At 55.6% G+C, this 12,079-nt stretch carries 12 protein-coding genes; 9 read left to right on the top strand and 3 right to left on the bottom strand.

Annotated features, from left to right (window positions below; all coding sequences use genetic code 11):
- Window positions 1-19 precede the first annotated feature (19 nt).
- Together ACZ5CE_RS06315 and ACZ5CE_RS06310 are read left to right on the top strand one after the other, a co-directional pair.
- Complete coding sequence (locus tag ACZ5CE_RS06315; protein WP_464577020.1) at window positions 20-433, top strand: response regulator; 414 nt, start codon at window positions 20-22, stop codon at window positions 431-433.
- Between the two features lie 57 nt (window positions 434-490).
- Complete coding sequence (locus ACZ5CE_RS06310) at window positions 491-2,188, top strand: ATP-binding protein (RefSeq protein WP_464577018.1); 1,698 nt, start codon at window positions 491-493, stop codon at window positions 2,186-2,188.
- A 22-nt stretch (window positions 2,189-2,210) separates the two neighbouring features.
- Here the strand turns inward: ACZ5CE_RS06310 and ACZ5CE_RS06305 are convergent, their stop codons facing one another.
- Window positions 2,211-2,819: a DUF4760 domain-containing protein gene (locus ACZ5CE_RS06305; protein WP_464577017.1), complete on the bottom strand. Its 609-nt coding sequence runs from the start codon at window positions 2,817-2,819 to the stop codon at window positions 2,211-2,213.
- Between the two features lie 234 nt (window positions 2,820-3,053).
- Between ACZ5CE_RS06305 and ACZ5CE_RS06300 the strand changes: the two genes are divergently transcribed.
- Together ACZ5CE_RS06300 and ACZ5CE_RS06295 are read left to right on the top strand one after the other, a co-directional pair.
- Window positions 3,054-3,764, top strand: a complete 711-nt coding sequence (locus ACZ5CE_RS06300; RefSeq protein ID WP_464577015.1) for a UdgX family uracil-DNA binding protein — start codon at window positions 3,054-3,056, stop codon at window positions 3,762-3,764.
- 305 nt (window positions 3,765-4,069) lie between these two features.
- A complete protein-coding gene (locus tag ACZ5CE_RS06295; protein WP_464577014.1) occupies window positions 4,070-4,936 on the top strand; it encodes a DUF72 domain-containing protein in 867 nt (288 codons plus the stop codon).
- 84 nt (window positions 4,937-5,020) lie between these two features.
- Here ACZ5CE_RS06295 and ACZ5CE_RS06290 read toward each other — a convergent pair whose 3' ends face one another.
- Entirely contained in the window at window positions 5,021-5,422 is a 402-nt protein-coding gene (locus ACZ5CE_RS06290) for a KGG domain-containing protein (RefSeq protein ID WP_464577012.1), read from the bottom strand.
- Between the two features lie 345 nt (window positions 5,423-5,767).
- On the opposite strand from ACZ5CE_RS06290, the gene ACZ5CE_RS06285 reads away from it, so the two are divergent.
- Window positions 5,768-6,715, top strand: a complete 948-nt coding sequence (locus tag ACZ5CE_RS06285; RefSeq protein WP_464577011.1) for an EipA family protein — start codon at window positions 5,768-5,770, stop codon at window positions 6,713-6,715.
- A 388-nt stretch (window positions 6,716-7,103) separates the two neighbouring features.
- On the opposite strand, the gene ACZ5CE_RS06280 is transcribed toward ACZ5CE_RS06285, so the two are convergent.
- Window positions 7,104-7,376 (bottom strand): KGG domain-containing protein, encoded by a 273-nt coding sequence (locus ACZ5CE_RS06280; protein ID WP_464577009.1) that lies wholly within the window; start codon window positions 7,374-7,376, stop codon window positions 7,104-7,106.
- Between the two features lie 396 nt (window positions 7,377-7,772).
- Between ACZ5CE_RS06280 and ACZ5CE_RS06275 the strand changes: the two genes are divergently transcribed.
- From ACZ5CE_RS06275 to ACZ5CE_RS06260, 4 genes are all read left to right on the top strand, one after another.
- Window positions 7,773-8,756 carry an IS5 family transposase gene (locus ACZ5CE_RS06275; RefSeq protein WP_464574943.1) on the top strand — a complete coding sequence of 328 codons (984 nt, stop codon included), beginning with the start codon at window positions 7,773-7,775 and terminating at the stop codon, window positions 8,754-8,756.
- 275 nt (window positions 8,757-9,031) lie between these two features.
- Window positions 9,032-11,455, top strand: a complete 2,424-nt coding sequence (locus ACZ5CE_RS06270; RefSeq protein WP_464577007.1) for a heavy metal translocating P-type ATPase — start codon at window positions 9,032-9,034, stop codon at window positions 11,453-11,455.
- Between the two features lie 34 nt (window positions 11,456-11,489).
- Window positions 11,490-11,699: a heavy-metal-associated domain-containing protein gene (locus tag ACZ5CE_RS06265; RefSeq protein ID WP_464577005.1), complete on the top strand. Its 210-nt coding sequence runs from the start codon at window positions 11,490-11,492 to the stop codon at window positions 11,697-11,699.
- Window positions 11,674-11,991, top strand: a complete 318-nt coding sequence (locus ACZ5CE_RS06260) for a metal-sensitive transcriptional regulator (RefSeq protein WP_464577004.1) — start codon at window positions 11,674-11,676, stop codon at window positions 11,989-11,991. Before ACZ5CE_RS06265 ends, ACZ5CE_RS06260 begins: the two co-directional genes overlap by 26 nt.
- Window positions 11,992-12,079: the final 88 nt, after the last annotated feature.

The following is a 12,079-nucleotide window of genomic DNA, read 5'->3' as shown; positions in this document are numbered from 1 at the left end:
TGCATAGGAAAGAAACAACGTGAAAATCACGAATAAGCCCATTCTCCTGGTTGAAGATGATCAGGTGGACACCATGACCGTCATGCGCGCGCTGAAAGAAATCCATGTCACCAATCCGCTCGTGCATCTGGAAAATGGCGAGGACGCAGTCAATTACCTCAGAGATCCTCAAAAGGAAAAACCCTGCATCATCCTGCTCGATCTCAATATGCCGATCATGAATGGCATCGAATTTCTGCAGGTCGTCAAAAATGACAGCAAGGTGCGGTGCATTCCGGTGGTGGTGCTGACGACATCGGAGGAGCAGCAGGATAAGGTGAACAGCTTCAATCTGGGCGTGGCGGGCTACATGGCCAAGCCGGTGGATTACCGGCAATTCGTCGAGGTCATGCGTTCCATCGACGCCTACTGGACCATCAGCGAGATGCCCTGACGACATTCAAGTGAGACATACGGTTCCAATATGAGCGGCTCCGCCTTGAATAAACCGATGATTCGCGTCCTCCTGGTCGAGGATGACGCCGTTGACCGCATGGCATGCCGCCGGGCGCTCACGCGAAACACGGATTATGAGTTTGTCCTTTCCGAAGCCGAGTCGGGGCACGAAGGATTGCAGGCGGCGCATGCGCAAAAACCGGATTGCGTGCTGCTCGACTATCATCTGCCTGACCTGAATGGCCTGGAGTTTCTTGCGGCATTGACGAGCGATACCGGCGAAATTGCCATCCCGGTGATGATGCTGACCGGCGCGGACAATACCACCATCGCGGTAGAAGCCATGAAGCGCGGCGCGCGCGATTACCTGATCAAGGATGTGGAGCAGCAATACCTGCAATTGCTGCCAGCAGTCATCGAGCGGGTATTGAAAGAGCGGCGGATCCTCGCGGAAAAGAAACTTACGGAAGAGAAATTATCCCAGACCGAAGCAAAATATCGCTCCCTGGTCGAGAGAATTCCTGCTATCGCCTATATTGCCGAACTGGAAGGGACCCACCGCTTCCTTTATGTCAGCGGACAGATCGAAAAACTGGGGTTTACTTCGGAAGAGTGGTTGAGCAATCCTGAAATCCTCCTCGCGCAAACTCATCCGGAAGACCGGGATTATGCGCTTGAAGAGCGTGCAAAGAGCGGCGCCACTGGCACGCCGCTGCGGTGCGAGTACCGGCTGCTGTCCAGGGACGGCAAGGTTTTGTGGTTCCGGGATGAAGCCAGCGTGGTGCGGGATGAAACGGGTCGCTCGCTGTTTCTTCAAGGCATTCTGGTGGATATCACCGAAAGCAAGCGGGTCGAGGCGGAATTGCGCGAGCATCGCTATCGGCTGGAAGATCTCATTGCCACGCGCACGAAGGAACTCGCCCAGGTCAACGCGGAGTTGCGGCGCGATATTGCGGAGAGAAAGCTGATCGAGACGGAATTGATCAAGGCCAAGACCGATGCGGAAAAAGCCAATGTCGCGAAATCAGATTTTCTTTCCCGGATGAGCCATGAGTTGCGCTCGCCGCTCAATGTCATGCTCGGCTTCGCGCAATTGATGGAGTCGAGCACGCCTCCCCCCACGTTCAGCCAGGCAACCATGCTGAAGGAGATTACCAGCGCGGGGTGGTATCTGCTTGAACTGATCAACAAAATCCTGGATCTCGCGGCTCTCGAATCCGGCAGGCTCGTGGTTGAGCATGAGCCTGTGTGCATGGCCGAGGTCATGCCGGAATGCCGCACCATGATAGAACCCCTGGCTCAGGAGCGGGACATCCAGATCACCTTTCCGCCGCCTGATCTCCATCTGTACGTCAAGGGCGATCGGACGCGGGTGAAGCAGATATTGATCAATCTCCTGTCCAATGCGGTCAAGTACAATCGTGAAAGAGGTACGGTGGAAGTGGCTCTCGAAGCGGTATCGCCAGAGCGCATCCGTATCAGCGTCAAGGATAAGGGTCCGGGATTGTCTCCGGAAAAACTCGCTCAACTTTTCCAGCAGTTCAACCGGCTTGGGCAAGAAGCAGGCTCGGTGGAAGGCACAGGTATCGGACTGGTAGTAACGAAACAGTTGATCGAACTGATGGGAGGCGAGATCGGGGTGGAAAGCACCGTTGGAGCGGGGAGCGTATTCTGGTTCGAACTGCCGGCCGATGAGCCGCCTTGCTCTCCGGCAGGACAGGATAAATCCACTGCGACGGCCGGGAAAGATTGATGCATCTTATTTCATCCAGCTATTATTTCATCCAGCGGTTTTTCAGCCATACCAGATTTTCATAGGATTTCAGATTCGTCTTCTGGCTGTGTTTTATATATGCTTCCGAGAACTGGAACGCATTGAGAACGATCCCGCGCAGGCTGCTCTTCAGCAGGCTTTCATGAAGATCCCCGTATCGGATGCCTATCGAGATGAATTCGATATAGTTGAGAATGTATCGAAGCGAGTTCAGCTTGTCCTGGGTGGCATCGCTTTGCGCTTCCAGCTCGGACTGCAGGAGTGGCCTGAGGCTTCCGTCAGGGGCTATGAAATTCCTGTTGACCACATCCGCATGAGCCATGTAGGTGGCGGAAAGCCGGGACTGTAGCAAGGCATTGATGGTATGCTGCTTGATGGAATTTCTCACGGTGACCATGGCCGTGATTATCCAGCCGGTGAGGGCGGAAGCCAGCGTGATGAGAAGAATCCATTTCTGCGTATCGAGTGCAGGTGGAGGATGACTGAAAAAGGTGAACTGGAACCAGACCAGTTCCCACCCTGCGAATAGCACAAAAGCGATCAGCTCCGTAAACAGTAAAAGACCGAGCACCCGGCTGGGCCGGAACCACAGCATGATACGGTCAAGCATTGACTTTAGCAGGGGTGATGGGCGGGATAAAGCGGAAGAATGGACTATACAAAGCAAAAGACCCAACGCAGAGGTTGGGTCTTTATAATAACACGGCGGAAATACCGTTACGCACCGCCGGTACCCTCGTTGTAATACTGCATATTTCCTCCAGAATGTCTCATTTGTCAGACTTGCCGACCATTCAGGCTACCTTGGTAGGATACTGGAATTTGAGTCAATGTCAACCCGGAAATGCAAGTTTCTGGCCAGGATCTGTCCGCTGTATGGGCTGGATGGGGCTCGCCTGGCACGAGAAGGAATATTGCTGAACATTATATCGCATCATCGGTCAGAGTAATTGTCAAAAGCTCTCAGGGTCAGGTCTGCGTCCTGGCTTCCAGTCCGGGCGCCGACCCCGTCCATCGTCATGAACGGCAACAGGAATCTACGGTGAAAACTGCTGTAGAACATGATCTCTATCCTGCCGGCAAGGCAGGAGATACCATCGAGGCAGTGCGAAAGGCTGCTGCGGATTGCCATGCCTGCCCCTTATGGAAAAATGCCACCCAAACCGTTTTTGGGGAAGATCCATCTCATGCGCCCATCATGCTCGTCGGCGAGCAACCGGGAGACCAGGAAGATCTCATGGGACGTCCATTCGTTGGCCCTGCGGGCCGGCTTCTGTCCCAGGCACTGGCGTCATCCGGCATACCTCGTGAAGAGGTCTATGTCACGAACGCGGTCAAGCACTTCAAGTTCGCGCTTCGCGGCAAGCGCCGTCTTCACAAAAAGCCTGTAGATGCTGAAATTATCACATGCAATCAATGGTTAAGGCGTGATATCGAACTTGTAGCCCCTCGCCTGCTCGTAGCCCTGGGCGCAACCGCAGCCCGCGCGCTTCTGGGCCTTGCGACGCCAATCGGAGCAAATCGGGGAAAGATCCGCGATACGCATCGAATATAGCGTTATTGATTACGGTCCACCCTTCCTTCCTGCTGCGCGTGCCCGAGGAAAACAAGGCTGAGGAATATGAGGAGTTTGAAGCGGATATCAGGCTGGCAAGACCCTACCTCCGCACCGCCTGAAAACTGTAGCCTTCGTCAGGGCTTTCACGTTGTTTTTCGAGCATGTGGCGATAGCTTGAGCCTGCCGGAGAGATGGAGGCATGGATGAAACGAAAGAACCCGCTTCGTGCGCTGAACTGCTACGTGCCACCAGCCTGTGCCGGCGGCGAAAACGAACTGCCGGGCAGGCGGGGCTGATTACGAATGGATGGCATATTCATCGGAATCTCCGGCTGGCGGTATCCCCCATGGCGTGGCATATTCTACCCTCCGGGCCTGCCGCAGCATCGCGAGCTCGAATATGCTTCCCATAAACTGCCGTCAATAGAAATAAACGGAACATTTTATTCGCTGCAAAGGCCGGAAAGCTTCGAGCGCTGGTATCACGATACCCCTCCCAGCTTCGTTTTCAGCATCAAGGGTCCGCGCTATATCACCCATATCCGGCGGCTGCACGATATCTCCGGTCCTCTTTCCAATTTTTTCGCATCAGGCATTTTCAACTTGCGGGAAAAGCTCGGCCCCATCCTGTGGCAATTCCCACCCAGCTTTCGTTACGATCCCGAAAAGATGCGGGGTTTCTTCGCGCTTCTGCCCCGCGATACTTCCCAGGCCCTCAGCCTTGCCAGGCACCGGGAGCCCCATATGACCGGCCGCGTGCACTTGGCGATCGACGCCGCGCGTCCGCTGCGCCACGCGGTCGAAATTCGGCACAAAAGTTTTGTCGATGAATCCTTCGTGCAACTGCTGCGCGAGCACAATATTGCATTGGTAGTGGCAGACACGGCAGGAAAATGGCCTCATTGCGAGGATGTAACGGCGGATTTCCTCTATCTTCGCCTGCACGGCGACAAGGAAATCTATGCAAGCGGCTACACCGATGAGGCTTTATCGTGCTGGGCTGCGCGCATTCACGCCTGGCATTCGGGATCCTGCCTTGACAGCCCCCACCTGCTATCGGATGCGTGCCCTGGCCGCTCCACCCGGGACATTTATTGCTATTTCGATAATGACGTGAAGGTGAGGGCGCCGTTTGACGCCGAAAAACTGATTGCCCGGCTTGCTGCATAAATACCGGGACTATCGAAAACAATACCTATGAAGAGGGGCTTTCGCCCCCTCACCTTTCAAGCCGGACTGCTGGCGACCGGACTTCTAGCGATTCTTTCCGCTGGACGAAGATGAGCCTGAACCGCCGGCGTGGCTTCTACCGCGCGATTCACCGCCTTTTTTGCCAGCTTCGCGTGCCTCGTCCGAGCTGAATTCGTGCGCAGTGCCCTTTTCATGAGCTGCGTGCCCGCCTTTGCGGCCGGCTGTACGCGCCTCTTGCGAATCGAATTCGTGGGCAGTGCCTTTCTCATGGGCAGCCTGTCCGCCTTTCCGGCCGGCTGCACGCGCCTCTTCAGAAGTAAATTCGTGGGCCGTGCCTTTCTGGTGGGCCGCTTTTCCACCCTGACTGGCTATTTCACGCTGCCTGCCTACGTCCATCGAGGCAAAACCCCGCCTGCTCTCGCCAGCGCTTCTGTCACTGCTAAGTCTATCTTTATCTGAGATCATGGTCAGTCTCCTGTTTCAAGGGATTGTCTTTTCCCAGAACGGCCAAAAATATCGATATCGGCGCTAAACCCTGGGAACTTTATCTCGTTTATTGCTATTAAAAGCAGAGAATGATGCCATGGTAATGAGCTGGGTTGCCAATGTTCTGTTCGGCAGCATACAGAGCCGGGGCGGGGCTGGCTTCCGCTGCAGCCAACCCCGCCTCCCCTTCACCAGATTTGACTTGACAGCATGTCAGCAACGGCTATATATAGTATGAAATACAAATGTTTGATCCTTCCAAATGGATGAGGCTCGTGCGGAATCACTGTATCGGCAAAACCCTGATAATGAGGAGTATTCAAAATGAAATTAAAATGGATATTGGGATTCGTAACGGCAGTTGTCTTTAGCCTGGGATTGAATGGGGCTCAAGCCGAGGAGCAACAACCCGACGCAACCATTAAACTGGAGGCAACTTCGTTTGCGCTCGGTTTTGGCTTCAGTTGGGGCAACGGCACGCTAACTTACCGGGGGAAGGACTATCCGGTGGAACTACAAGGGTTTTCGCTTGTTGACATTGGCATTTCCAGTATCGACGCGGTTGGCAAGGTATATGGCCTGAATAACCTCGACGACTTCAATGGCAATTATGTAGGAGCTGATGCCGGATTGACGCTGGCAGGCGGCGGTTCCGCCGCCGCATTGAGAAATCAGAACGGCGTAAATATCGTGTTTGTGTCTACAAACAGAGGCCTGGAGTTTGCCCTAGGTTTCAGCAGCGTGTTCATGAAGATCAGTGAGCCGGAGAAGACAGCAGCAACCTCATCAACCACTCCTGCCGATGCGTCTACTGCTGCCCCTGTCGCTGCCCTTGCTCCCGTCTCTGACGCTTCCCCCGCTGCTGCTCCCACCACGTCAGAAGTGCCTGACAGGATACGCTTTGCTACGGATGAGCTGTTCGATTTTGATAAAACCATGTTGAAGCAGGGACCATCGCGCGATCAACTGGATGAACTTGCGCTCAAGTTAAAAACGCTTCGTTATGATTCGATCAATATTGTCGGTTACACGGACCGTATTGGTTCTGAAGCCTATAACAACCAGCTTTCCCGGATTCGCGCCAGAGAGGTCAAAAACTATCTGGTATCGAAAGGAGTGGATCCTGAGAAAATCAGGATTGAGGGCAAGGGAATGGCCGATCCAATCACTGGTGACGCATGTAAGGGCACGGAGCGGAACCCGACTTTAATCGCCTGCCTGCAGCCCGATCGCCGCGTCGAAGTCCAGGTGAACGGCATGCAAGCGAAATAAATCCGGGTTCCCCGCGGAACGTTGCAGATAAACCGGAGTAGTCATGAGGCGCGCGACAATGGTCGCGGCCTCCGGCATTGCGATACCAGTGAACGGCGCCACTGGCGCATCTGCGCCGATCTGGAAAGTATTGCCGCAGCCGGACTGACAGGGAAAATTTACGTCATACGGCTACTGCATCGCCTTGGCCGCGCTTATCGGGAAACATGTCAACCCACCATGTCAATCCGCCATCTCAATCCATATGGCCGGCTTGATCTCGACATGAAGACAGACTGACTGATATTGCCGCAATTAAAATAACGGCTGGCGACCTGCTGACTGCCCGCCCATTTCCTATCCTCAATACACCTCAGTAATACACCTCAGTACTTCCTGGTGGTGCCTCTCACCTTTGGCGGGCTGTGCTAAGAACCTCCCCACGAGTTGCAGACGCAGCGTTTTTACGGCTGGATGCGCCCCTTCCGCGAGCCTCTCCACCCTTCCTGCCTGCCGCGCGCGCTTCTTCGGATGTGAATTCATGGGCAGTTCCCTTCTCGTGCGCCGCTTTGCCACCCTTGCTTGCTATTTCGCGCTGCTTGGCTTCATCCATGGAAGCAAAGCCTCGCCTGCTCTCGCCGCCGCCTCTGTCATTGCCATTTCTGCCTCTATCCGAAATCATGATGCGCCTCCTGTTTGAGCAACGAAGAACTTTCCCGGCGCGGCCTCTGCCTGAGCAACAAGGCCCCGCCGGTCTTTATCCGCTCCTAACAATAGCGGGATGATGGGCATGCTAGCGAACACGGATGAACCGCTCTGTTCGGCACCATACATAGAGCACATATGACGATGGCTTGTGAATTCAGGCGAAACGCATACTCCTGGTTCATCGCACCTGCTTCATCGAATGCGGGAAATATCATTTAAAAAAGAGCGAAAGTGCGAACCATGAATAATTTGCCCGGCGAGAAACGGCGCAGTCAACCTTAAGGAAACGCTGATTTAATGCATTTTGACGAACGGAGGCAGTGGATGACATGCGAGAATTGGTGCATTGAAAACAGATAGGCACTTGGCGATGCAAGGGAGTTTTTCTGACCTGGAATACGCGGCGAAGAAGAAGGTGACGCGACGCGACCGATTTCTCGGCCAGATCAATGCTGTGACACCGTGGTTGGCACTGGTGGCCGAGATTGAGCCATTCTACCCCAAGGGCACAGGCCGTGGTCGTCCACCGATTGGCGTGGAACGCATGCTGCGCATGTACATCGCCCAGCAATGCTTTGGTCTTTCGGATGAAGGCATTGAAGATGCCATTTACGACAGTCAGGCTCTCCGGTCCTTTGTCGGGATTGACCTGTTGCGTGAGTCGGCACCGGATGCCACCACCCTGCTCAAGTTCCGTCGCCTGCTTGAAGACAACAAGCTGACCGAGCGCATCTTTGCCGCCATCAATACCTTGCTGGCCGTGAAGGGGTTGATTCTCAAGGAGGGCACCGTCGTCGATGCGACGATCATCGCAGCCCCGTCCTCGACCAAAAACCAGAGTGGCGGGCGTGATCCAGAGATGCACCAAGCCAGGAAAGGCAACCAGTGGCACTTTGGCATGAAGGCCCACATTGGCGTCGATGTCGAGTCTGGCATTACCCATACGCTGGTTACCACGCCAGCCAATACCCATGACGTTACCCAAGCCCATGCGCTGTTGCATGGGAATGAGAAGGTTGTCTTTGGCGACGCTGGCTATCAGGGTGTCGAGAAACGGGAAGAGAACCTGAATACCGAAGTTCAATGGGAAGTAGCGATGCGCCCCGGCAAGCGCAAGACGTTGCCGGATACTCCAATTGGCCGCCTGAAGGAGCAGATCGAGCAGATCAAGGCGAGTGTGCGGGCCAAGGTCGAGCATCCCTTCCACATCGTCAAGAACCTCTTCGGCATGAAGAAGGTGCGCTATCGCGGACTGGCCAAAAACACGGCACAGCTTTATACCCTCTTCGGATTGGCGAATCTGCTGATCGCCAAGCGGCGACGGTTTGCACTCGACGCCCAAGGTGCGTCCTGAAATAGGCGAAACGATGAAATTCGCGGGAAAACAGGGCAAATGCCGCCCAAAAACAGGAGCAGAGCAGGCATTTCTTGCCCGCGTCGATGTAAATGATGAATGAGTGCCGCCTGCTCGTGCCATCTTCGATCAAATGATGATTTGTTCAGCGCTTCCTTAGTATACAGGTACGGGGTATTTGACTTATACCCCAATGAGGTATATATTGAACAAATGTGCATCATTCCAATGCGGCTTGATGCAGTCGAATAAAGATCAGTCATGTGGGACTACTCATGAGTTCGCTTACTCTCAAACAGATAGAACTACCTATCGAAGGCATGACCTGCTCAGCCTGCGCGGCGCGGATCGAGAAAACCCTGAACAAGCTTCCCGGCGTGCATGCCAACGTTAATTTCGCCAGCGAAAAAGCAAGGGTGGAGTTCGATGAGGCCAGGACGCAACCAGAAGAACTTGTCCGTTCAATCGAGAAAACCGGTTTTCACGTGGTTCCCCAAACCGTGCAGCTGCAGATCACAGGCATGACATGCGCGGCATGCAGCGGCCGTATAGAGAAGGCGCTGAGCAAGCAGCCCGGCGTTACCGCCACTGTCAACCTTGCCACCGAGGTGGCAAATGTCAGCTTCATACCCGGCACGACATCAGTGGACGGCCTCATCGCCGCGGTAGCCCGGGCAGGCTATGGCGCCAGTGAAATCACCAAAAGCAGCCGGGCAAAAGAGAAAGCGCGAAAAATGACCGCTTATCAGACGGAACGCCGGATGTTCTGGATTTCCGCCATTCTTGCCCTGCCCCTGATGGCCCAGATGATTCCCATGCTCTGGGGCGAGCATGCCGAGTTGCCGCGCTGGCTGCAATGGGCGCTGGCGACTCCGGTGCAGTTCTGGGTAGGCAAGCGCTTTTATACAGGAGCCTGGCATGCGCTGCGTGGCGGAAGCGCCAACATGGATGTACTGGTGGCGTTGGGCACCAGCATGGCGTATTTTTTCAGCGCAGCCGTAACCCTGCTGGGAATGGATCAACATGTCTATTTTGAAGCAAGCGCAGCCATCATCACGCTGGTGCTTCTGGGCAAGCTGATGGAAGCGCGGGCAAAAGGCAGGACTTCGGCTGCGATAGAGCAGCTTGTCAGCCTGCAACCCAGGATAGCCCGAATAGAACGTCAGGGCAAGATCGTCGAGGTGAATGCGGGTTCGCTTAAGGGGGGCGATATTTTTATCGTGCGCCCGGGAGAGAACTTCCCGGTGGATGGCGTGGTGATCGAGGGCGCTTCCAACGTGAATGAAGCGATGCTGACAGGAGAAAGCCTGCCTGTTACGAAACAGGCCGGGGAGAAAGTATATGCGGCAACGACGAACCAGCAAGGTTTGCTCAAGTGCCGCGCTACCGGAGTCGGTGCGCACACCCAGCTTGCCGCCATCATACGCCTGGTCGAAACGGCGCAAGGGTCCAAGGCGCCCATCCAGCGCATGGCCGACAGAATCGCGGGGATATTTGTCCCTATAGTGATCACGCTAAGTGCGCTGACCCTGATCTTGACATGGTGGCTGGGTGGCGGATTCGTGCCGGCACTCATCAACGCCGTGGCGGTAATGGTCATCGCCTGCCCCTGCGCATTGGGATTGGCGACCCCTACCGCCATCATGGTCGGCACGGGGCGGGGAGCCCAGGCCGGTGTGCTGGTCAGGAATGCCGCTGCACTGGAACTGGCGGAAAAAATCCAGGTGCTGATAGTGGACAAGACTGGTACGCTGACCGAAGGCAGGCCCGTGGTTACCGATATCGTTGCAGCAGGATGGACGACAGAGCAAGCGCTGATGCAGGCAGCCGCCACGCTGGAGCAGGGATCGGAGCATCCCCTGGCCAGAGCGGTAATGGAACGTGCTGGCGTCATGGGTATTCGTCCCCAGCCAATGAGCGATTTCAATGCCATTCCCGGTGGCGGCATCACCGCCCGAGCCGATGGGGTGAAATACCTGCTAGGCTCGCCCAGCTTCCTGCTGGATCACGGTACAGGCATCGATGCCGGCACGATCGCCAACCTCCAGGCCGAAGGCAAGACCGTCGTCGGCCTGGCAGCAGAAGCGTCAACCCCGCCCGCCGGGAATAAACCCGCTGGAACCACGGTTCTGGGTTATATCGCCATTGCCGACCGGCTGCGGCCCAGCTCAGGGCCGGCAATATCGCGGCTTCAGGCACTTGGCATCGAAGTCGTTATGCTCACCGGCGACAACGCCGCGACTGCCGCTGCCATAGCGAAACAGGCGGGCATAAGCAACTACCGCGCGGAAGTGCTGCCGCAGGATAAAGTAGCCGAGGTCGATCGCATGAAAGGCAGTGGCAGGCTTACCGGGATGGTGGGAGATGGCGTCAACGATGCGCCGGCGCTGGCGGCCGCCGATGTGAGCTTCGCCATCGGCGCAGGTTCCGACGTGGCGATCGAGGCGGCCGACATCACGCTCATGCGTAGCGACCTCATGAGCGTGGCAGACGCCATCTCGCTTTCCCGGGCCACGCTGAGAAAAATCCGCCAGAATCTTTTCTTCGCCTTCATTTACAACATATTGGGGATACCGCTGGCGGCCGTGGGGTTGCTCAACCCTGTCATAGCGGGCGCCGCGATGGCGATGAGTTCGGTATCCGTGGTCAGCAACTCCCTGCTGCTGCGCCGCTGGCAGGCAGGCGGCGGAGGGGATTAATCGTGAAAATCATGAAATGCAAAGGAGTGCGGAAGTGCAAACGGAAGTCATAAATATCGAAGGGATGACGTGCATGGGTTGCGTCAATAGCGTCAAGAACGTGCTGGAGAAGATTCCCGGCGTGGCCGGCGTGGAAGTATCGCTGGATCAAAAACAGGCAACCATCCACTATGATGATGCCGCAGCTAACACGGATCAGTTCAGGAAAGCAATTGGAGATGCCGGGTTTGAAGTCGCCATCTAGAAAGGGGCCCCGCGAATCCCTGCCAGTGGTGCAGCCAGGCAAGGAAGCCTTGATCAAGCGCCTCAACCGTATCGAGGGCCAGGTGCGGGGTGTCAACAAGATGGTATCGGAAGACCGTTATTGCGTTGACATCCTGAACCAGATCTCCGCGCTGAAATCCGCGCTCGACGCCGTAGCCATGCTGCTGCTGGAAAATCACACTCATGGCTGCCTGCAGGGAGCCATCAAGTCGGGCAAGGGAGACGAGGCGATAGACGAGCTGATGGCAGTGGTGCGGAAATTCGCGCGTTAACCATTTCATGATTGCTTGCCAGCGTTGCCCGGTTTGAGAAAAGCCATGGGAACTGCTGCGCGAGGAAGCGCTGAACAAATCTTCGCTG

The sequence above is a fragment of the Nitrosospira sp. TNL200 genome (assembly GCF_055386305.1).
Note: the sequence above shows the minus strand (reverse complement) of the source record. Positions and strands in the feature narration are given on the sequence as shown.